Genomic DNA, 21,103 nt, shown 5'->3' with positions numbered 1-21,103 from the left:
TCCAGCGTACGGATGTACACCGCCTCTTGAAGCGTTGTGGAGCCCGACTCGGTTCGTATTCGACCAGGCCGAACCCACTCCGCAGTTGCCAGCGCCCTCAGAAAGCAACGTGGGAGGGCAGTCTAAGGAGGGCTTTCAATGGAGCTAGATATCGTCGAGCTGTCGCGCCTGCAATTTGCAATGACAGCTATGTATCACTTCCTCTTTGTGCCGCTGACACTTGGTCTTTCGATCATCGTCGCGATCATGGAGACCGTTTATGTTATGACGGGCCGCCCGATCTGGCGGCAGATGACCAAGTTCTGGGGCACGCTGTTCGGAATCAATTTCGTCCTCGGCGTCGCCACTGGCATCACCATGGAATTCCAGTTCGGTATGAACTGGAGCTATTACAGCCATTATGTCGGTGACATCTTCGGCGCTCCGCTGGCGATCGAAGGGCTGATGGCCTTCTTCCTTGAGGCAACATTTGTGGGGCTTTTCTTCTTTGGTTGGGATAAACTCAGCCGGGTCCAGCACCTAATTGTGACGTGGTTGGTGGCGATTGGCTCCAACTTCTCGGCGCTCTGGATCCTGATCGCAAACGGCTGGATGCAAAACCCGGTCGGAGCTGAATTCAACCCCGACACGATGCGCATGGAGATGACGTCGTTCTTTGACGTTTTGTTCAATCAGGTCGCCCAAGCAAAATTTGTCCACACGGTTTCGGCAGGCTATGTCACCGCGTCGGTCTTTGTTCTGGGTGTGTCGGCTTGGTATCTTCTAAAGAACCGCCACGTCGAGTTGGCGCGGCGCTCGATTACAATTGCTGCGTCTTTCGGTTTGGCTGCGGCGCTTTCCGTTGTGGTTCTCGGCGACGAGTCCGGCTACTCAGCGAGCCATACGCAGAAAATGAAATTGGCCGCGATTGAGGCCATGTGGGAAACCGAAGAGGCGCCTGCATCCTTCACCGCCATTGGTTTTCCAGACCAGGAAGCGCGCGAAACACATTACGCAGTGCATATTCCATGGGTCATGGGGTTGATTGGCACCCGGTCGCTTACGCAGGAAATACCCGGTATCGCGGAACTGGTCGAAGAGGCCAAAGTGAAGGTCGAACGTGGCGTCATCGCGTACGACGCTTTGCAGATCATCCGCGAACAGCGCGAGGCAACACCTGAGGATGTGCGCGCGATGTTCGAGGCCCATTCCGGCGATCTTGGTTTTGCTTATCTACTGTTGCGCTATGTCGACGACCCGCGCGACGCCACGCCTGAGCAGATTGCAATGGCTGCCGAGGACACCGTACCCACAGTGGCCCCGCTATTCTGGGCGTTCCGGCTCATGGTGGGACTTGGCTTCGCGTTCATCGGTGTGATGCTCTATTTCTTCTACCGCTCGTCTTTCAAAAGACAGACCTATCCGCGGTGGGCGCTGTGGGGCGCGGTATTTGCTATCCCGACCCCATGGATTGCCGCCGAGCTTGGATGGTTCGTTGCGGAATTCGGGCGCCAACCCTGGACAGTCGACGGTGTTCTGCCAACGGCCCTGTCGGCCAGCCATCTGAGTGTTGCTGATCTTCTGATCACGCTTGCGGGTTTCATGCTTTTCTACTCGATCCTGTTCATCGTTGAGATGGGCCTGATGCTGAAATACATCCGCAAGGGCCCCTTTCAGGATGTGGAAGAAACTGATGCCTGGGAAGCGCGTCATGAACATCGCCTGCGCACTCATGATGGTCAGGGGCCGTTCGCCCCGGCCGGAGCGCGCGCCGCTTCGTCCGTGGATGATCTGATCCTTGGCGAAAGCGCAACCCCTGCGGAGTAAGAGCAATGATCCTTTATGAACTCATCGACTACGAAATACTTCGGGTGATCTGGTGGGCGCTTCTGGGCGTTCTCCTGATTGGCTTCGCCCTCACCGACGGCTTTGACATGGGTGTCGGCGCTTTGTTGCCCTTCGTTGCCAAGCAGGACGTGGAGCGCCGGGTTGTGATAAACACGGTCGGCCCGGTTTGGGAGGGAAACCAAGTCTGGTTCATCCTCGGGGGCGGTGCGATCTTTGCCGCTTGGCCACCGCTCTACGCAGTGAGCTTCTCAGGCTTTTACCTTGCGATGTTCGTGGTGCTCGCGGCCCTGATTGTGCGTCCAGTGGCCTTCAAATACCGCTCCAAACGCGACAGTGCCACGTGGCGTAGCAGCTGGGACTGGGCGTTATTCGCCGGTGGTGCTGTGCCTGCTTTGCTCTTCGGGGTTGCGGTTGGCAACGTGCTTCTGGGCGTGCCGTTCTATCTCAATGACATGCTGATGCCCCGCTATGATGGCAACTTCGCGATCAAGTTCATCGGTCTTCTGCGCCCGTTCGCTCTGCTCGCCGGTGTCGTGTCCTTTTCCATGCTCTTGATGCATGGCGCGGCATGGCTGAGCCTCAAATCCGAGGGGCTGGTGGCAAACCGGGCTCGTCGGATTGGCACCATCGCGGGTCTTGTCGCAATGGCAGGCTACGCCTTGGCGGGTCTGTGGCTCGCGGTTGGTGTCGAGGGCTTCGCCTTTGTGGGTGAGGTGAGCACAGACGGCCCGTCCAATCCGCTATACTCCCAGGTGGAACGCGGCGGCTCGTGGCTTTCTGCCTATGTCGCGCGTCCCTGGATCGTTGTGGCCCCAGTGATGGGCTTTGCGGGGATGGCTATGGCGGTCCGTGGCCTTGTCGCCGGACGGGAAGTGGCAACGTTGCTGTGGTCCAAACTGGGCATTACGGGCGTGATTTCATCGGTTGGCCTGACCATGTTCCCGTTCATCCTGCCCTCCACTGTCGATCCGAACTCTTCTTTGACGGTCTGGGACAGTTCTTCCTCGCACCAGACACTGTTCATCATGCTCTTTGTCACTGCGATCTTCATGCCGCTGATCCTGATGTACACGGCGTGGGTCTACAAAGTGCTCTGGGGAAAGGTCACCGAGGCCGATGTGGCCAACAATTCCGACAGCGTTTACTGAGAAAGGTAAGCAAATGAAAAAAATAACAAATGTACTCGCAGCACTCAGCCTCGCCTTAGTGAGCCTGACAGCCGCAGCACCCCAAGCACTTGCTGAAGACGCCAAAACCGGGCTCTTTGTAAACCTAACCACGGATGACACATGGGCCGCCGCCAAGGCGATTAGTTTCGCGCATCAAAGGGCCCTCAAGAATGGTCACGAACCGGTGGCGATCTGGCTGAATGTGCGGGCGGTCTATCTGGCTGACAAAAAGCGCCCGAGCCATGTGCATGGTTTGATGGCTGAGAGCGGCACTTCCATTCAGGACATGCTGACGGCTTTCATTGCTGATGGAGGTCAAGTGATCATGTGCAGTGCCTGTTCCCAGGCCGCTGGCCTGACGCAGGCCGATTACATCGACGGCGTGACCATGGGCACATGGCCGGTGGTCGAAGCGCTGTTGTTTGATCCCGATGTCAAAACTTTGGCCTGGTAGCCGGAAAGGACCCCTGAAATGTGGTATTTTGCTTGGCTTCTTGGGCTTCCGCTCGCCGCAACCTTCGCTGTCATGAACGCGATGTTCCTAGAGATGCAGCGCGACCGAGAGCTTGCTGAAGAAGATGAAAACTCCGCACGAGTTGTGATCGGCGAATAAGGAAATGGCAGGGCGTGCCGGTCCTTGGCACGCCTTCGCGATTGGAGGAATCATGGATAGAAGGCATTTCTTGAAAGCGGCGATGCTAGGAGGCGCGGCGGCTTCGCTTGTAACCAAAGAAGCTTCCGCACAAAGCCAGCCCATACAGACTTCGGCCCGGATCGTCATCATCGGCGCGGGTGCGGCTGGCACAGCGCTGGCCAACCGATTGGTGCGCCGCCTTGAAGGTGCCAAGATCACCATCATCGATCCGCGCCCCGATCATTTGTATCAACCCGGACTGAGCCTTGTGGCGACGGGACTGAAGCCTGCCAAATACGTGGTGTCGGACACCAGCGCTTGGCTGCCGGGTGGCATCACGCATGTCACCGAAAAAGTCGCCTCCGTCGATGCCGAAACAAAGACCGTGTCGACCGAAACCGGTGAGACCATCGCCTATGATTGGCTTGTTGTGGCACCCGGGTTGATGCTGGACCATGATGCCATTGATGGCTTCAGTCTGGATATGGTCGGTGAAAATGGCATCGGAGCGCTCTATGCGGGGCCGGATTACGCAGCGCGAACCTGGGCGGCGGCAAGCCGGTTCACCGAAGAGGGCGGTACGGGGCTTTTCACACGTCCTGAAACCGAGATGAAGTGTGCAGGCGCACCGCTCAAGCACACTTTCCTGATTGACGATATCGCACGTCGTGCCGGTAATGCGGGCAAGATGAATATGGTTTACGCCGCGCCGCAATCGTCGCTCTTCGGGGTGCCGATCGTCGCCGAAAAGGTGCGCATGCTGTTTGAGGATCGCGGCGTTTCCACAATGATGAACCGCACACTGACTGCGATTGACGCGAGCGCAAAGCGCGCGACCTTCGCCAACGGGACAGGAACAGAAACCGTCGATTACGACTACATTCACATCATACCCCCACAACGCGCGCCGGAATTTGTCGTACAGTCAGGGTTGGCTTGGGCCGATAAGTGGACGGATCAGAACTGGGTCGAATGCGACATGCAGACCTTGCGCCACCTGCGGTATCCCGAGATATTTGCGCTTGGCGACGTGGCCGGTGTGCCGAAAGGCAAGACGGCAGCCAGCGTCAAATGGCAGGTGCCTGTGGTCGAAGACCACCTTGTAGCCGCGATCCAAGGGCTAGAAGGGACCGAGACCTATGATGGCTACACATCCTGCCCTCTGATCACCCGCATCGGCCGCGCGATGCTGGTCGAATTCGACTATCACGACAACCTGACCCCGTCTTTCCCGGGAATCATCGCCCCGCTTGAAGAGCTGTGGATCAGCTGGTTGATGAAGGAGGTGGCGCTCAAGGCCACGTACAACGCGATGTTGCGCGGTAAGGCCTAGAGAGGACAAACAATGAAAGACCTGACATTCGAGACCCTGCTTGCCGTTTTCGAGGAAATCTTCGGGCGGAGCCTGTTCTGGGTCATGGTGGCAGCTGCCGTAATCGTGACGCTGGGATATCTTTATGTGCTCGTCCGGGATCGGGCTGTGAGTTGGAAGAAGTTCCTCTGGGCGCAACTCTCAATGCCAGTCGGGGCTGTTCTCGCCGTCTGGTTTGTGATGTTCATGACCGACTCCCGACTTGTCGACTTGGGCGGCCCCATCGACCTTGTCGTCTTTCTGGGTATAGCAGTCATGGGTGCCGTCGGTATGGCAATCTTGGTCTACACGCTTGAGTCGCTCTTCGGTTCCAAGCGGACAAAGAATGCGTCGCAGAAATGAGCAACGCTGGGAAAGTCACGCAAAGCCCCAGTGCGTACTCGCGGGTACAGGTTGTCTTGCACTGGGTCATCTTCGTTCTGATGGCTGCCCAATACCTGTTGCACGGCGGCATCGAGACCGCTTGGGAGGGACGGCTGGACGGGAGCTTGCCGAACGAGCCATTCCGCAACCCGCACGTTATTGTTGGGATCATTATTCTTGCGTTGGCGATTTGGCGTGTGGTCCTGAGATTGCGTTTGGGCGCACCAGCTTTGCCCGAGGAAGAGCCGCAGACGTTCAAGCTGGTCGCAAAGGTCACGCACCTCGCTTTCTATGTGATTTTGCTTGCAATGCCGATTTCCGGCGCTCTGGCTTGGTTGCTTGGTTGGGAAGCTCCCGCCGACGCGCATGAGGTGGCCGCTAAGGTCATGCTGGCCTTGATCATTCTCCATGTTCTCGGGGCATTGGGTCAGCAGATCGTGCTGAAGACAGACGTCATGAAGAGAATGTCTCCCAAAAATATATTCCGGCCAGATACTTCGAAGGATGCACTGTCTTGATGGGCGCTTCAACTTCAGCGCATCCCGCCCCTGGTGGTTCGATGCCGGCGTCTCGACTGGCGCACTTTCCGATTGCGTTTTTCGTTGCGACCATGGGCTTGTTCAGTCTCGCTCTAGCCACACGTGCGGGCGGCTATGGCATGGCGGCGCTAATCCTAACTGGCGCTTTAGCCGTCGTGCTCCTCGGTCTTTTCACGCTCCACAGATTGAAGGCGGTCCGCTATCCTCGCCAAGTGGCCGCAGAATGGAACCACCCGGTCAAGCTGTTGTTCTTTCCTGCAGCGAACATTGCTATCCTGCTGTGGTCGTTGCTGTTGCAGGATAGCGTGTCGGGGTTGTCCCAAGACCTTTAGGGTATCGGTGCGCGTGTTCAGGCGATCCTGACAATTCTGATTGTGTCGGCGTGGATTTCGCACCTTGCGTTCCGGCAGGCTATGCTGTCGCCGGCTTGGTTTATCCCGGCGGTTGCGAATGTGACTGCGCCTCTGACCACGCAAGCTGCATAGAAAGGGGCTACGGCACATATTCTGCTCTGCGGGCCGGAGGGTGATCTTGGCCTGAAGGATGCGCGTTTTTCTGCTACGGCTGGTCAACCGCCATGCGACAAGAGCCCGCAAGGCCTGATGCAAACGATCCGCGAAAAGACCGGTGCGACCATTGATGTCTGCGCGATCTACCTGCCGGGTCGTAATGCGGATCCGTTGGTTCTGCTGGACGGCATCGGCGTTGCGAAGCCCGGCGAGATGGCTGAGAAACTAATGGCGCCGGATGCACGCGTTCTGAGCTTCCAAAACCCGGACTGTCGCGCCGATCAATTCGGCGCGGCATCCTTCGACAACGCGGCCCGGGCCTGTTTCATGCATGCGGCGATTTTTCCAAAGAGTACGACATTCGGAGAGCTCCTCCGCCAGCCAAGCGCGACCTGCCGGGGGCAGGCGTCTTGCACATCGCCCAGATGCAGCTTGTGACCTCTTGAAATACCCGCGTCGACCGCGAGCTTCGGCAGGAGTGTAATCCCGAGGTCTTCTTCCACCATCGCGACCAAGGTCGAGAGGCTGGTGGCCGCATAACTCTGATCTTCATCGAGGTTGATGCCGGAGATGCTGGAGAGTGCATGTCGTTGAAGACAGTGACCTTTCTCCAGCAGAAGCAAGTGCCGGTTCGCCAAGTCGTCAGCGCCAACAATGTCCCGATTGCTTAAGGCGTGATCGACAGGCGTCGCCAGCGCATATCCATCCGAAAACAGTACCTCGGTCTCGATCTGCGGTGGAAGCGGGTGGGGCAGAGCGATCAGAAGAAGATCCAACCTCCCCTCCATTAACCCCTCGACAAGCGGGTCGGTCAGTTCTTCGCGTAGGTAGAATTTCGTATCCGGCAACGCGCTTCGCAGCAGCGGCATGGCGCGGGGCATCAGGAACGGGCCAACCGTGGGGATTGTTCCCAAGCGAATGGCCGTGGCCCCGGCGGCCTGTTCCTTCCGGGCACGGCCCTCGAAATCCCGAACTTCCGCGAGAATGTTGCGGGCCCTTTCGGCCAGATCGCGCCCCAGTGGGGTCATCAGAACGCTGTGCTTCGTCCGCTCGGCGACCTTGATGCCCAGACGGTCTTCAAGGTCCTTCAATCCCGTTGAAAGCGTGGACTGTGTGACATTGCACAGCTCTGAGGCGCGCGAGAAGTTCTGCGTGTCATCGAGAGCAGTGAGAAAGCGGAGTTGGCGAAGAGTTGTCATGATGTTATCGTATAATTGAATTTCCAACGCAGAAACAATCAATTTCTACAATTAAAATGCGTGGCCTATATGCAGGTCATAACCCAACCAAGGAGCCTCGTTATGAACGCCCACGCAACCCCAGCCGCCGAAACTGCCATCGGATTTCCGCGCCTGAACGAACTGGCCCCGGCTTTTGATGCACTGACCACCGACGGTCGCAAGACACTGGCCGACTACAAAGGCAAATGGCTGATCCTGTTCTCGCATCCGGCCGATTTCACACCAGTTTGCACCACGGAATTCATGGCTTTTGCCAAACGTGCTGACGAATTCGCAGCGCTTGACACTCAACTGCTTGGCCTGTCGATCGACAGCCACTATGCTCATATTGCCTGGATGCGTTCGATTAAAGAAAGCTTTGGCGTGGAGATCCCATTCCCGATTATCGCGGATCTCGACATGAAGGTCGCGCAATCCTATGGGATGATACAGCCCGGAGCATCTGATACACAGGCGGTGCGGGCGACATTCATTATCGATCCCGAAGGAATTTTGCGGGCGATGGTCTACTATCCCATGACCAATGGTCGCTCGGTTGACGAATTTGTCCGCCTCGTGAAAGCCCTCCAGACTGCCGACGCCCACAAGGTTGCAACGCCGGAGAACTGGCAGCCTGGTGAGGATGTGATCGTGCCGACGCCACAAACTGCGGCCGCCGCGGAAGCGCGGATGTCGGAAGGTTTTGTCACCAAGGATTGGTATTTCTCGACCAAGTCTCTCTAAGCCGGAATGCGAAACGCGAGCACGATCTAGGCACTGTCGTGCCGCGCCTCCCTCTTAATCCGATACCTGGGAAACAAGTAAATGAACGAGTCATGGATTACCAAATTCAAAGGCCTTGGCAGACTGCCCACCGATATCCGCGCCGAGCTTGAAACGGGAAGTCAGATCGTGTCGGTTCCGGCTGGCACCCAGATTTTCGCGCCGGGCCAGACTGCCGATAACCTTTGGCTTCTTCTGGAAGGCACCGTCAAGGTGCAACAGAAATCCGAGACAGGCCGAGAGGTCTTTCTCTATCGGGTCCACGCGGGGGAAAGCTGCGTTCTCACAACAGCCTGTATGCTGGCGTTCGAAGACTATGCAGCAGAGGGCACGTCCGAAACCGACGTCAAAGCCGTCGCGATCCCGCGCAAGACTTTCGATGACCTCGTGGCCAAGTCGCCTGTCTTCAGAGAGTTCGTATTTACCGCGTACTCCCGCCGGATCACCGATCTCTTTACTCTGATAGATGACATTGTGTTCCAGCGTATGGATGTTCGGCTTGCATCGCGCTTGCTGGAGCTTGCCGATGACGACAACGTCATACACGCGACGCACGCTGTACTTGGCACTGAGCTCGGGACTGCACGTGAAGTTGTTTCCAGAACGCTTTCGGAATTTCAGCGCAGAGGCTGGGTCGAACAGTCCCGGGGTGAAGTTCGTCTTGTTGGGAAAGACGGGCTGGAGCGGCTGGTCAAATCTGCCGGCGCGCGACAGTAGGCAGTCTGCGCCTCAGACGGCAACCGGAAAGGCCCTGCACAACGCTAACCTGATTGTCGGCTCACCATCTTAGTTGGCGAGACGACAATCCAATTGGGCGCAGACGAAAATTGAGTATGGAGCGCAGACCGATGGGTGCTTACGAAATCAAAAAAGCATGGGAACAGAAAACAACCAGTTTGCGGTGCGACAGTCTATGAATGACGCCTCTGCTGCATTCTGGGACCGAGTCGCGCGCAGCTATCCCAACATGTCCATGCGCAATCCAGCTGACTACGAAAAGGCACTTGACCGAATCCGCGCGTTCTTGGGTTCGAAAGATCGCGTACTTGAACTCGGCTGCGGCACGGGAACAAAAACTGTCAAACTGGTGGGAGCCTTTGGTCGCTATACAACAAGTGATTATTCTCCCTAGATGATCGCGAGTGCCGAAGAAAAACGATCCGAAACGATGCTCGCAAAACTGGAAGTCAGCGTCGGTCAATTCTGTGGCGGATCACTGCCCGAAGGACCATTCGATGTGATCCTTGGTTTCAACCTTCTGCATTTGTTGCAAGATAGGCGACTGGCTTTCGAATACATCGCGCACGAACTGCAGCCGGGTGTTCCTTTCATCTCCAAAACACCCTGCCTTTTGGGGGCCGTACCGCGTTTTACAGCCCGTAATTGCGTTCTTCCGCTTGAGGGGAAAAGCGCCTGATTTTCATTTCTTGTCACCGGGCCGCCTTGAACAGAAAATCAGGCAGGCCGGCTTTGAAATCGTTGAAACCGGGGACTATCCCAAGCACCCCACGCGCCGGTTTATCGTGGCCGGAAAGCGTTAAGCTCCGACCTTGGTGTGTAAGCTGAACTTAGCTGGATGGAGCCTTGTCCGCTGTTTTTCGAAAATGAGGAGTTTGGTGACTTGGTCACCAAGCTTTTGACAGGCCACATGCGAAAACCATTCCATTGATTCTCGATGGAGTGAGATATGACAACCAATATGGGAAAAATCGACCGCAGTTTGCGGCTCGTTATCGCAGCGGCACTTCTTTTTGTCGCCTTCGGCACGACAATGCTTGGATCCGGCATTCTGTTTTGGATGGCACTTATGGTCGCAGCTGTTTCCACGTTCACCGCTATTGTCGGCAATTGCCCGCTTTACAGCATCGTGGGCCTCAAAACGTGTCAGCACTGCTGATGTTCGAGACGGCCTTTACACCGTGGGCATCTCTTGCAGGTGGTGTCTTGATTGGTGTCGCCTCGACACTTCTGATGCTCTTCGTTGGACGTGTCATGGGCGCAACGGGCGTACTGGCGGGGATGTTCCAACCGTCGTCCGGCTCGGACTTCGCATGGCGCGCGGCCCTTTTGGCCGGAATGGCCACGGGGCCAGCGATCGTCTGGCTGCTTTCTGGTGAGATGCCAGCGGTGGATGTGCCAATTTCGGCGATAGCGCTTGTGATCGGCGGTCTCGTTGTCGGCGTCGGCGTCACATTCGGCTCAGGGTGCACATCTGGCCATGGTGTCTGTGGCATGGCGCGGCTCAGCCCGCGATCCATTGTAGCCACGTTGACCTTTATGGCGTTCACCTTCGCCACCGTATTCATCATACGCCACGTTATCGGAGCTTGAGCGCAGTGAAAGTGATCGCAAACTATCTGATTGGCGTTGTTTTTGGCGTTGGTATCTCGATCTCTGGCATGGCGAACCCGGCCAAGGTCCTGAATTTCTTTGATATCGCCGGCACGTGGGACCCGTCGCTGATCTTTGTGATGGGTGGTGCCTTGGTCACGACCTTTGTCGGCTACAAGCTGGTCTTTGGTCTCAAAGCACCGATATTTGAGGACGGCTTCAGCCTGCCGACGTCCCGCATGATCGACGCGAAACTCGTTGGCGGTTCGGCGGTGTTTGGCATCGGCTGGGGGATTGCAGGTTTCTGTCCCGGGGGCGCGTTGCCTGCGCTTGGCACCGGGCGGTGGGAGGTCTTTGCCTTCGTGGCCGCTCTGCTTTGTGGGATCTTCCTGGCCAAATTCATTCAATCAACCACCGCAGGCCGCTCGGCGGCCGCACCGTGATCCGTTCTTCGAGGAGACAAAATATGACCCAATACCCCGTCAACATGGGCATCAAGCCAGACGTTCAAGCCTTCTTTGATGAGGCGACCAATACGATCAGCTACATCGTCAAGGACTCGTCGTCCAACGCCTGCGCCATTGTCGATAGCGTGATGGACATCGACTACGCCGCCGGGCGGATCACCTTCGATCATGCCGACGAGTTGATCCGCGAGATCGAGAAGCAAGATCTTAAGCTGGAGTGGATCATCGAAACGCATGTCCACGCTGACCACCTGTCTGCAGCTCCTTATATTCAGGGCAAACTTGGCGGGAAGATCGGTGTTGGCTCCAAAATCACGGTCGTTCAGGACGTGTTTGGCAAGGTTTTCAACGAAGGCACCGAGTTCCAGCGCGACGGCAGCCAATTCGACGCGCTGTTTGAAGATGGCGACACTTATACGATTGGCAATATGCAGGCCTTTGCCATGTATACGCCTGGCCATACACCGGCCTGCATGGTCCATGTGATTGGCGATGCCGCTTTTGTGGGCGACACACTCTTCATGCCTGATGGTGGCTCAGCCCGGTGTGACTTCCCTGGTGGCAGTGCTGAAGAGCTCTATGAAAGCATCATGAAGGTGCTGGCTCTGCCCGATGAGACGCGATTGTTCATGTGCCACGACTACGGGCCCAATGGCCGCGATATTGCGTGGGAAACCACCGTTGCCGACGAGAAAGAGCACAATATCCATGTCGGGCGCGGCAAGACGAAGGAAGATTTCATCAAGTTCCGCACCGAGCGCGACGCGCAACTTGCCATGCCGAAGCTCATCATACCGTCGTTGCAGGTGAACATGCGCGCAGGTGAAATTCCGACTGATAAGGACGGGAATCCAATGCTCAAAGTGCCGATCAACGGCCTTTAATGAGGAAAATGACATGAAAAGAACTGTTCTGACACTTGTTCTTTTGACACTCGTGGGTCCTGCTTGGGCACAAAATCATCAACCTGGCGCTCATTTCATCGAGAACTGGGATCTTGATGGGGATGGTGCGGTCAGTCTTGAAGACATCAAAACCCGACGGGAAGATGTGTTTCTGACATTCGACGCTGACGAAAATGGCGCACTCGATGCCGAAGAATACATGCTCTTTGATGAGGCGCGAGCGAATGACATGAAGACCATTGAAGGCCATGGAAATGGCATCGGAATGCGCCGGGCGTTGGAGGGCATGACTCTCGCTTTCAATGACAGCGACGGAAACGGTGAAGTGTCGCGTGATGAATTTTTGACGCATGCCGGGGATTGGATGGCGATGCTTGATCGCAACGGTGATGGCAGCGTCGCCAATGCCGATTTTGGTCGGCAGTGAGGAGCCTGAGCATGGACCTTAAGAAGATCACTGAGAAAGTTACCGTCAGCCCACAAATCATGGCCGAGGATATGGCCGCGATCAAGGCAGCTGGCTTCCGCGCCATCATCTGCAACCGGCCTGACGGAGAAGGGGCTGATCAACCCTCGTTTGAAGAAATCGAAGCTGCGGCGCAAGCCGCAGGGATCGAAGCGAAATATGTCCCGGTGCAGTCCGGTATGGTGAAAGACGACGATGTCGCTGCATTTGGCGCGGCCCTAAAGGAGGTGCAACGTCCCGTCCTGGCCTACTGCCGCACTGGCACGCGGTCCGCGACACTCTGGTCTTTCCACGAATCCAAGAAACGCCCCATGCCAGAGATCTTAGCCGCAACCAAGGCAGCGGGCTACGACATGAGCGGTGTGGCTCGACGGATCGCCAATGGCGGCAAGACGCCAACGGATTCGGGCGACGCCCATTTCGAAGTGGTGGTCGTTGGGGCAGGGGCAGGGGGCATATCGGTGGCGGCCAGCCTTAAGGCGCGTAAGCCGGGGCTGAACATCGCAGTGATCGATCCCGCCGATATCCACTACTATCAGCCGGGATGGACGATGGTGGGCGGAGGCATCTTCGATGCTCAAAGCACTGCAAAGACGATGGGCAGTCTGATCCCGCAGGGTGTGCATTGGATCAAGTCTGCAGTTGCGGCTTTTGAGCCCAAAAATGACGCAGTCATTCTGGATGGATGTCGGGTGGTCAAATACGACCGTCTTGTGGTGTGTCCGGGTCTCAAGCTTGATTGGGACAAGGTCGAAGGGCTGGAGGAAACACTGGGACGCAATGGCGTAACCTCCAACTACCGGTACGATCTGGCACCTTACACCTGGCAACTGGTTCAGAAAATGAAGGAAGGCCGTGCCCTGTTCACTCAGCCGTCGATGCCGATCAAATGCGCAGGCGCTCCGCAGAAAGCGATGTATCTGTCAGGCGATGCCTGGTTCCGTAGTGGTGCGCTGAAAAACATCGACATCCAGTTCATGAGTGCGGGCGGCGTGCTGTTCGGGGTCAAGGACTACGTTCCGGCGCTTATGGAATATGTCGAAAAATACGATGCGACGCTGAACTTTTTCCACACCCTCATATCGGTCGACGGTCCGGCGAAAAAGGCGACCTTCAAGGTGACCAAACCGGATGCCGATCCGACGGACGTAACGGTCGAGTTCGACATGATGCATGTCTGCCCTCCGCAAACCGCGCCAGACTTCATTCGGGTGTCGCCGCTAGCCGATGCAGCAGGATGGGTCGATGTGGATCAAGCCACGCTGCGCCACAAAACCTATGCCAACATTTGGTCGCTGGGGGACGTGATGAACGCGCCCAACGCCAAGACGGCGGCAGCTGCCCGCAAGCAGGCGCCCACTGTGGCCGACAACATCGTCGCCGATATCGCGGGCCGGTCGCCGACAGCGGCCTATGACGGCTATGGCTCGTGCCCGCTGACGGTGGAGCGCGGCAAGATCGTGCTGGCGGAGTTCGGCTATGGCGGTGTGTTGAAGCCAAGCTTTCCATCCTTCCTTCTGGACGGAACCAAGCCAAGCCGCGCAGCGTGGTTTCTGAAGGAAAGCCTGCTGCCGCCGATTTACTGGAAGGCGATGCTCAAGGGTAAGGAATGGATGGCCAAACCCGAGAAAATCAAAGTTGCTGCCGAGTAACCGGCGCACCCTATTGCGCATACCCTCCCTTCATGCGCGATGACCGGCGAGCGGAGCGGTTTTGTTCCGCCCGTCCCCTTTTCTGGACGACAAGATGATCGAACACCTCTCTCGCTACGTCCCTGTTTTGGACTGGGGCCGCACTTACGACCGCAACGCCCTTTCGAACGACATGATTGCAGCGGTGATCGTGACGATCATGCTGATCCCACAATCGTTAGCCTATGCTTTGCTTGCGGGACTGCCGCCGGAGGCCGGGATCTACGCGTCAATCGCCCCCATCATCCTCTATGCCATATTCGGCACGAGCAAGGCGCTGGCCGTTGGACCCGTCGCCGTTGTCTCGCTTCTGACCGCGTCGGCCATCGGTCAGGTGGCTGAGCAGGGGACAGCGGGCTATGCGGTGGCCGCGCTGACCCTGGCATTCCTGTCCGGTGGGTTTCTGGTGCTGATGGGTGTCTTTCGCCTTGGTTTTCTCGCCAACTTCCTCAGCCATCCGGTGATTGCGGGCTTCATCACCGCATCGGGGATCCTAATTGCAACGAGCCAACTCAAGCATATTCTCGGGGTCAGCGCGTCCGGTCACACGCTGCCGGAAATGCTTGGGTCGATCTTCGCGCATCTGTCGCAGATCAATTGGATCACCGTTGTACTTGGTGTAACCGCAACCGGCTTTCTGTTCTGGGTGCGCAAGAACCTCAAACCAACGCTCAAACGGCTTGGCGCATCGGCACTCTTGGCCGACATCCTGACCAAGGCCGGGCCCGTGGCTGCAGTCGTGGCGACAACGCTTGCGGTCTGGGGGTTTGGTCTGGACACTCAGGGCGTCAAGATCGTGGGTGCTGTGCCGCAAAGCCTACCGCCGCTGACGCTGCCGGGCTTTTCACCTGATCTCTTGGGTGCTCTCTTGGTGCCTGCCATCCTGATTTCTGTGATTGGCTTTGTTGAGTCCGTCTCTGTTGCACAAACACTTGCGGCCAAGAAACGCCAGCGCATAAATCCTGATCAGGAGTTGATTGGTCTGGGCGCCGCGAACCTTGGAGCCGCTTTCACAGGCGGCTATCCGGTAACAGGTGGGTTTTCGCGCTCTGTCGTGAACTTTGATGCCGGTGCAGAAACTCCCGCGGCGGGTATCTTTACGGCCATAGGCCTTGCCATTGCCGCCATGGCACTGACGCCATTGGTTTACTACTTGCCGAATGCAACACTCGCCGCGACCATCATTGTCGCGGTCCTAAGCCTCGTCGACCTGTCGATCCTGAAAAAGACCTGGGCGTATTCCCGGGGCGATTTCGCAGCCGTCGCCGCTACGATTTTCTTGACCCTCATGCTGGGCGTGGAGATAGGGGTGGCCTCCGGAGTTGCGATTTCAGTGCTTTTACACCTGTACAAAACGTCGCGGCCCCATGTCGCTGAGGTTGGCTTGGTGCCCGGCACTCAGCACTTTCGTAATATCCATCGTCACAGTGTGGAAACGGATCCCGCGCTTGTGTCCCTGCGCGTGGATGAAAGCCTTTATTTCGTGAATGCCCGTTTCCTAGAAGACCTGATCCAGAAACGTGTCACCAATGGCTGCGCCGTGCGGAACGTGGTCTTGATCTTTTCTGCAGTGAACGAAGTGGATTATTCCGCCCTCGAAAGTCTGGAGGCGATCAATCACCGTCTCAAAGACATGGGCGTTGGCTTGCATCTATCAGAGGTGAAAGGCCCAGTGATGGACCGCTTGAAACGATCCCATTTCCTTGATGATCTGAATGGACGTGTCTTCCTGTCTCAATACGATGCTTGGGAGGCTTTGGCGGGCGACATCGTTCCAAAGGCCGCGGAATGAGCACTTGGGACGATCGGTACACGAGAAGCGCCTGCTTGTCTGAGATCGAGCCAACCATTGCCCTGCAGTCCTATGCACACTCGTTCCCGGCCAACGCATGGATCCTGTGCCTTGACGTTGAAAAGGCGCGCAAACTGGCGGCCAAGCAGGGCGTCGACGCTTCGTTCCGCGTGGCAATTCCTGAGGACCATTATCGGTCTGCTCGACAGTGCGATGGCGTGGTTGGAACCTTCATTCAGTTCGCAGCACTCGGAGTGCGGGAGCCAATGTTTGAGCGGATAAAGGTCGCGACGCGGTCAAGGGACTTGATCTTTCGGCATGCCTATACCCAAAAACAACTCGAATACGGCGCAGGTGGGCCGCCACTTGCCGATTTTCTCCATAGAGAAAGGTTGCTGCGTGAGCGGTTCAACCGACAGGCTGGTTCACAAGCTGAGGGCTTGCGAGATTTTTCTCTCGGAGGGGTTTGGTCATCTCGGTCGCTTGGTGGTCGAGGACTTCATCACTGAGCGTCAATGGGGAGGACAAAACAGGTAAGCGCGGCGACTGCCTTTCGACAGGCCAAAATTGCGAAAGCCATTGGCGTGGGCATTTGCACGCTGCGGCGCAAACAGGAAAGATAGAAATCATGTCCGGCAACAATTCCACCGATTTACCGCTTGATCTTGGGCTGGCGAAGGACACGATACAGCAGGCGTCTCGAAGCAAGCGAAACCGGTTTCGCAGACGTTACCTGCTTGTCCTTCTGATCCCGGTATTCATGTTTTCCGGCGCAGTGATTGGCATGTATTATCAGCCACCTGGACTGCAGAAATTCTACGCACTGACGGGTCTAAAACCGGGTGGTGGAGCAGACAGCCCGATTGCCTTACCTCCTGAAATTGAAATGCCGCAAGAGATGGCAGAAACGCTTCTGGCAACAGATGTTGTCGGGTTGGCCCGATTGATCCCTCGTGGGGACGTCGCCATCGTGGCCGCGCCTTATGGCGCAGGAGATGCGCGCGTGGCAGAGCTTCTTGTGGATATTGGGGACGTTGTGACACGTGGGTCTGTGGTCGCACGGCTGGACAACGCGCAGGCTCTCAATGGTGTGGTTTTGACTGCTGGGGCAAACCTTGCTGTACGGCAAGCAATATTGGTACAGACCCAAAGCACTGTGGCTGCCAGTCGCGCCGAGGCACAGGCAACGCTCGATCAGGTTCGTGCGAGCGCAAAGGAGGCGAGCACAAATCTTGCGCGCACCGAAGATCTGGCCGCCCGTGGCATCGCCACTGATGCGTCTCTGATTGCCGCCCGCACGGCCGCCGAAGAGGCCGCATTGTCCGTAACACGGGCCGAGGCTACGCTGGCACGCTACACATCCATAGCGCTCGAGAATCAGCCTGATGTGGTTGTTGCTGCACGGAACGTGGCGGCAGCCGAAGCAGAGCTGACCCGTGCCCAAATGGATCTTTCCCGCGCCTTGGTACAGGCGCCAATTGATGGAACGGTCCTAGATATACTCGCAACGCCGGGACAACGCCCACCGTTGGAAGGCATTATGGAAATGGGAGATATTTCCCAAATGATGGCCGAGGTGGAGGTCTGGCAAGATAGGATCGCTACCGTGCAAGTGGGACAGCCGGTTGAGTTGGCAGCGCCGGCCATCGGACAATCATTGCGTGGTAAAGTGCAAAGCATCGGCCTGACCGTAGGGCGGCAGGGCATGATTTCGGATGACGCCGCGGCAAATTCGGATGCACGGGTGATCCGCGTTCTGGTGTCGCTTGATGAAAGTTCGTCAAAAATTGCATCGCGTTACGTTAGATTGGAGACCGTTGCGCGTATTGATACCGGCGCCAGCCAACGGATCGGTCAATGAGACGCCTTCTTCAGTGGGCTTTCGGCCGCATTCCGATTGGGTGGTTACAACTGACGCACAAACGTGGGCGCTTCATGGCGGCTCTTGCCGGCGTTGCCTTTGCCAATGTGTTGGTTTTTGTCCAGTTGGGGATCATGAACTCCATGGCCACGGCGACATTACGCCCCTACGAGTTCTTTCAGGCTGACATCATGATCTCTTCAGCAGACGCAAACGCCCTGTCAGAGGGTGCGAATGTCGCGAGACAGTGGATGCTTCAGGCTTTGGCCGATCCCGACGTTGCCGCTGGTACAGGACTGTTTGTCGGCAATACACCTTGGGATCGGGAGGACAGGGACATCAGTTTTACCACGTTTGGCATTGATCCCGGGCAGGCAGGGTTCCTTTCGCCTGCGATCTCCGATGATGTTGCACTGCTTCAGGTGCAGGACGTGGCGATCCTTGATCGCATGGCGCGTGGTCTGTCGCGCGAAGATGCCGCCGCCATCAGACCGCAGACGCCGCTTTCATTCGAAACACAGGGCCGCACATTGACAGCGCTCGATACATTTGCCGGTGGCGGTGGTTTTGGAGGGGATGGCTACATGCTGGTTTCAGATCAGACCTTTCTGTCCTTGTTTCCTGCGCGCTCTTCCGCGGCACCGGACCATATTCTGTTGAAACTGCGGGCGGGCACAGAGGTCGACACGGTGGTGGCGCGGCTACATAGTCTCATATCGGACGAGACCTTGCGCATCCGCACCTATGCAGAGGCTGCACAAGAAGATCTGCGCTACCAGCAAACGCGACGGCCGACTGGCGTCATCTTCGGGTTCGGGGTTCTGATCGGCGTCTTGGTCGGGCTGGTTATCGTGTATCAGGTGTTGTCGGCGGATGTCGCAGACCACATGCGGGAATACGCGACGTTCAAGGCCATGGGCTACGGCCCAAGCTTGTTCATGAGCATTGTTGTCGAAGAAGCTCTTGTTCTGGGCGTCCTTGGTTTTGTGCCGGGGTTGGCGGTCGGCATCGGTATTCTGACTCTCATGGGCAAGGTCACAACGTTGCCGCTTGCGATGACGCCTGTCATGGCAGGTATTGTTTTCCTCGGAACAGTGTTTTTTTCGATCCTGTCCGGCGTGATTGCCACGCGCCGGCTTGCTGCCGCCGATCCTGCGGACCTTTTTTGATGGATAGTTGCGATGGATAAGGATGTTATCGCAGAATCGCGCGGGTTGAATCATTGGTTCGGAACCGGAGACGCCCGCAAACAGGCCCTGTTCGACATCGACATCGCTCTGCCACGCGGAAGTCTGACGGTCTTGATGGGGCCATCGGGCTCAGGCAAGACAACGGTTCTGACGCTGCTGGGATGCTTGCGTGCGGTCCAGGACGGATCTGTGGTTATGGCGGGGCACGAACTGAATGGTGCGTCAGAGGCGGAGCTTACGAAGCTCCGTCAGAGGCTTGGCTTTATTTTCCAGTCGCATAACCTACACGAAAGCCTTACCGCACTGCAGAATGTGATCATGGGGGTTCAGGTTCATCCCGGCGTGCCCGATGACTTGGCACGACGGGCGGCAGTGCAATCTCTCGATCTCGTCGGACTATCCGACCGTATGGACTACCTGCCTGCCAACCTCTCCGGGGGGCAGAAGCAACGGGTTGCCGTTGCGCGCGCACTGGTCGGAAATCCACTTATGGTGCTAGCGGACGAACCAACGGCCGCGCTGGACAAGGATAGCGCCGACGATGTAGTCGACTTGCTGAAACGTCTTGGTGCGGAACGCGGCACCACAACTCTTCTTGTTACACATGACAACAGGATTCTCGATCGCGCCGACCGCATCTTGACGCTTGAAGATGGGCGGATTGTGTCGACACAAAAATAACTGTTGATGAATCCGTTTTGACAAACTGCGCTTTCTCCTGCTGCCAAGCAGACCTCCAAACCGACATTGCCTTAAACCCACATAAGAGCGACTTGGCGTAGCTCGGACGCCGTTGAGCAAGCTATCAGTAAAGCTGGACGCCAGCACTGATCGCAGTGATAGGTTGGAAGCCTCCAGCTACATCATCACCAATGGAGCAATGGAGCCAAACTGATTTGGCAGCAATCAGCAAGGCGGTGGTGTGCACGTGAAAAGCTCTGGGGATCGCGCAACTTCGCAAACGTTTCTTGACGGTCGCGTCCTGTCTGGATCGTGCGATGGAGAAGGGGGGCAGGTTCACAAACCTACCCAATCACCGCCGTTTGCCTGTCTTCATCCTCGGCGGGCTAGACTGCCCCAATTCGTATGCAGTATGTGTGCAAAATGGCCTCGAAAACCGGATCGCGGACCATAGGAGAATTAGGAATGTCCCACAACGCAGCCACCGCGGCAGCGAAAGTATCTTGTGCCCCTATGATGGATGGTGGCGATTTAAGCTATATTTCAAAGGGTTGAGTGAAGGCGTGTGCCGTGTATGTTCATGTTTCGATCGCGCAATGTCGTGCGGCGTCGTGTTCTCTTCGGTTCGTCGTGTTCGAAACGGCGAAACTCAATTCTCGAATTTCATTTGCCGAAATGTCAGCGAAATGCGCCGCGTTCGTTGGGACTTTCCGCCCTCGACAAGATCTGTCTTTCTGGCTGGTATCGCATGGGTCCAGTCATGGCGGGCTTCACCTGCCACAACCAAGAGGCTGTCGGGCTGAAGCAGAAGATCCATGTGCCGAGAAGACTTCTGCGAGGCGAACCGCATAACGCATGCCGAGAGAAGGCTCAGGGAGGCGATTGTCTCTCCAAAGCAAGGCTGGCAGTCGATATGGGCAGAGATGCCCTGTCCGGGGTTGTATTCGTTGACGATGACCTGGTCTGGAACTGCTAGGAAATGGCCTTCTCTAGTTAACCGTTCCGCCAGGTGCTGAAACAGTTCTGGCAGTGGCCCAAGATAGTCTTCCCGCCGGGCCTGCCGGGCCTTGTAGTCGTAGCGATAGCCGTAATGCTGGACCCGCCGTTTCAGATCGGTGCTCCAAGGGGCCGCATCGATCTCCAGGACAAGCCTGTCGACTTCATCCTCCGGCACGTAATTTTCCAGATAGGTTAGCCCGTCCGGCCATTTGAGCTGCCCCCACTAAGTGGTCCAAGTTGATTGTTAGTGCATGACCGGCCTCTGGTCCATCTGGACAATACTTTCCGGTGCGGGAGGCCGGTA

At 56.9% G+C, this 21,103-nt stretch carries 25 protein-coding genes; 23 read left to right on the top strand and 2 right to left on the bottom strand.

Annotation, left to right across the window (positions count from 1 at the left end):
• The first annotated feature begins 138 nt into the window (after positions 1–138).
• The 8 genes from F3H35_RS18275 to F3H35_RS18240 are packed head-to-tail and all read left to right on the top strand — an operon-like array spanning position 139 to position 6,236.
• The gene (locus F3H35_RS18275) at positions 139–1,806 is read left to right on the top strand and encodes a cytochrome ubiquinol oxidase subunit I (protein ID WP_149780968.1); all 1,668 of its coding nucleotides are present in this window, start codon (positions 139–141) and stop codon (positions 1,804–1,806) included.
• 5 nt (positions 1,807–1,811) lie between these two features.
• Complete coding sequence (gene cydB / locus F3H35_RS18270) at positions 1,812–2,975, top strand: cytochrome d ubiquinol oxidase subunit II (protein ID WP_149780967.1); 1,164 nt, start codon at positions 1,812–1,814, stop codon at positions 2,973–2,975.
• A gap of 13 nt (positions 2,976–2,988) precedes the next feature.
• The gene (locus F3H35_RS18265) at positions 2,989–3,450 is read left to right on the top strand and encodes a DsrE family protein (RefSeq protein WP_188130035.1); all 462 of its coding nucleotides are present in this window, start codon (positions 2,989–2,991) and stop codon (positions 3,448–3,450) included.
• Between the two features lie 18 nt (positions 3,451–3,468).
• Positions 3,469–3,609 (top strand): cytochrome bd-I oxidase subunit CydX, encoded by a 141-nt coding sequence (gene cydX, locus F3H35_RS18260; RefSeq protein ID WP_149780965.1) that lies wholly within the window; start codon positions 3,469–3,471, stop codon positions 3,607–3,609.
• Positions 3,610–3,661: 52 nt separating this feature from the next.
• Positions 3,662–4,963, top strand: coding sequence for an NAD(P)/FAD-dependent oxidoreductase (locus F3H35_RS18255; protein WP_149780964.1), 1,302 nt, complete (start codon positions 3,662–3,664; stop codon positions 4,961–4,963).
• 12 nt (positions 4,964–4,975) lie between these two features.
• On the top strand, positions 4,976–5,344 hold the full coding sequence (locus F3H35_RS18250) for a DUF5368 domain-containing protein (protein ID WP_149780963.1): 369 nt from the start codon (positions 4,976–4,978) through the stop codon (positions 5,342–5,344).
• Positions 5,341–5,883 carry a cytochrome b gene (locus tag F3H35_RS18245; RefSeq protein WP_149780962.1) on the top strand — a complete coding sequence of 181 codons (543 nt, stop codon included), beginning with the start codon at positions 5,341–5,343 and terminating at the stop codon, positions 5,881–5,883. Before F3H35_RS18250 ends, F3H35_RS18245 begins: the two co-directional genes overlap by 4 nt.
• Entirely contained in the window at positions 5,883–6,236 is a 354-nt protein-coding gene (locus F3H35_RS18240) for an SLAC1 family transporter (RefSeq protein ID WP_223228481.1), read from the top strand. Before F3H35_RS18245 ends, F3H35_RS18240 begins: the two co-directional genes overlap by 1 nt.
• Before the next feature lie 458 nt (positions 6,237–6,694).
• Here the strand turns inward: F3H35_RS18240 and F3H35_RS18230 are convergent, their stop codons facing one another.
• Entirely contained in the window at positions 6,695–7,612 is a 918-nt protein-coding gene (locus F3H35_RS18230; RefSeq protein ID WP_149780960.1) for a hydrogen peroxide-inducible genes activator, read from the bottom strand.
• Positions 7,613–7,714: 102 nt separating this feature from the next.
• Between F3H35_RS18230 and F3H35_RS18225 the strand changes: the two genes are divergently transcribed.
• From F3H35_RS18225 to F3H35_RS18155, 15 genes are all read left to right on the top strand, one after another.
• Complete coding sequence (locus F3H35_RS18225) at positions 7,715–8,377, top strand: peroxiredoxin (RefSeq protein ID WP_223228479.1); 663 nt, start codon at positions 7,715–7,717, stop codon at positions 8,375–8,377.
• A gap of 81 nt (positions 8,378–8,458) precedes the next feature.
• Positions 8,459–9,133 carry a Crp/Fnr family transcriptional regulator gene (locus F3H35_RS18220; RefSeq protein ID WP_149780959.1) on the top strand — a complete coding sequence of 225 codons (675 nt, stop codon included), beginning with the start codon at positions 8,459–8,461 and terminating at the stop codon, positions 9,131–9,133.
• Positions 9,134–9,290: 157 nt separating this feature from the next.
• On the top strand, positions 9,291–9,548 hold the full coding sequence (locus tag F3H35_RS18215; protein WP_149780958.1) for a class I SAM-dependent methyltransferase: 258 nt from the start codon (positions 9,291–9,293) through the stop codon (positions 9,546–9,548).
• On the top strand, positions 9,549–9,833 hold the full coding sequence (locus F3H35_RS18210; protein ID WP_149780957.1) for a methyltransferase domain-containing protein: 285 nt from the start codon (positions 9,549–9,551) through the stop codon (positions 9,831–9,833).
• A gap of 270 nt (positions 9,834–10,103) precedes the next feature.
• Positions 10,104–10,313: a YgaP family membrane protein gene (locus F3H35_RS18205; protein ID WP_149780956.1), complete on the top strand. Its 210-nt coding sequence runs from the start codon at positions 10,104–10,106 to the stop codon at positions 10,311–10,313.
• Positions 10,313–10,747, top strand: a complete 435-nt coding sequence (locus tag F3H35_RS18200; protein WP_149780974.1) for a YeeE/YedE family protein — start codon at positions 10,313–10,315, stop codon at positions 10,745–10,747. Before F3H35_RS18205 ends, F3H35_RS18200 begins: the two co-directional genes overlap by 1 nt.
• A gap of 5 nt (positions 10,748–10,752) precedes the next feature.
• On the top strand, positions 10,753–11,190 hold the full coding sequence (locus F3H35_RS18195; RefSeq protein ID WP_149780955.1) for a DUF6691 family protein: 438 nt from the start codon (positions 10,753–10,755) through the stop codon (positions 11,188–11,190).
• A 23-nt stretch (positions 11,191–11,213) separates the two neighbouring features.
• Entirely contained in the window at positions 11,214–12,098 is an 885-nt protein-coding gene (locus F3H35_RS18190) for an MBL fold metallo-hydrolase (protein ID WP_149780954.1), read from the top strand.
• Positions 12,099–12,111: 13 nt separating this feature from the next.
• Positions 12,112–12,546 carry an EF-hand domain-containing protein gene (locus F3H35_RS18185; RefSeq protein WP_149780953.1) on the top strand — a complete coding sequence of 145 codons (435 nt, stop codon included), beginning with the start codon at positions 12,112–12,114 and terminating at the stop codon, positions 12,544–12,546.
• A gap of 11 nt (positions 12,547–12,557) precedes the next feature.
• Positions 12,558–14,237: a bifunctional protein tyrosine phosphatase family protein/NAD(P)/FAD-dependent oxidoreductase gene (locus F3H35_RS18180; RefSeq protein ID WP_149780952.1), complete on the top strand. Its 1,680-nt coding sequence runs from the start codon at positions 12,558–12,560 to the stop codon at positions 14,235–14,237.
• A gap of 94 nt (positions 14,238–14,331) precedes the next feature.
• Complete coding sequence (locus F3H35_RS18175; RefSeq protein WP_188130034.1) at positions 14,332–16,068, top strand: SulP family inorganic anion transporter; 1,737 nt, start codon at positions 14,332–14,334, stop codon at positions 16,066–16,068.
• A 35-nt stretch (positions 16,069–16,103) separates the two neighbouring features.
• The gene (locus F3H35_RS18170) at positions 16,104–16,577 is read left to right on the top strand and encodes a hypothetical protein (RefSeq protein ID WP_149780951.1); all 474 of its coding nucleotides are present in this window, start codon (positions 16,104–16,106) and stop codon (positions 16,575–16,577) included.
• 119 nt (positions 16,578–16,696) lie between these two features.
• Positions 16,697–17,929 (top strand): HlyD family efflux transporter periplasmic adaptor subunit, encoded by a 1,233-nt coding sequence (locus F3H35_RS18165; RefSeq protein WP_149780950.1) that lies wholly within the window; start codon positions 16,697–16,699, stop codon positions 17,927–17,929.
• Complete coding sequence (locus F3H35_RS18160; RefSeq protein ID WP_149780949.1) at positions 17,926–19,098, top strand: FtsX-like permease family protein; 1,173 nt, start codon at positions 17,926–17,928, stop codon at positions 19,096–19,098. Before F3H35_RS18165 ends, F3H35_RS18160 begins: the two co-directional genes overlap by 4 nt.
• Before the next feature lie 12 nt (positions 19,099–19,110).
• Positions 19,111–19,800, top strand: a complete 690-nt coding sequence (locus F3H35_RS18155) for an ATP-binding cassette domain-containing protein (protein ID WP_149780948.1) — start codon at positions 19,111–19,113, stop codon at positions 19,798–19,800.
• A gap of 649 nt (positions 19,801–20,449) precedes the next feature.
• Here the strand turns inward: F3H35_RS18155 and F3H35_RS18150 are convergent.
• Complete coding sequence (locus F3H35_RS18150) at positions 20,450–20,974, bottom strand: alpha-ketoglutarate-dependent dioxygenase AlkB (RefSeq protein WP_223228478.1); 525 nt, start codon at positions 20,972–20,974, stop codon at positions 20,450–20,452.
• Positions 20,975–21,103 lie beyond the last annotated feature (129 nt).

This window comes from Roseovarius litoreus, assembly GCF_900142765.1.
Taxonomy (GTDB): Bacteria; Pseudomonadota; Alphaproteobacteria; order Rhodobacterales; family Rhodobacteraceae; genus Roseovarius; species Roseovarius litoreus.
The sequence above is the reverse complement of the archived record's forward strand: the minus strand, read 5'-3'. Positions and strand labels throughout refer to the sequence as shown.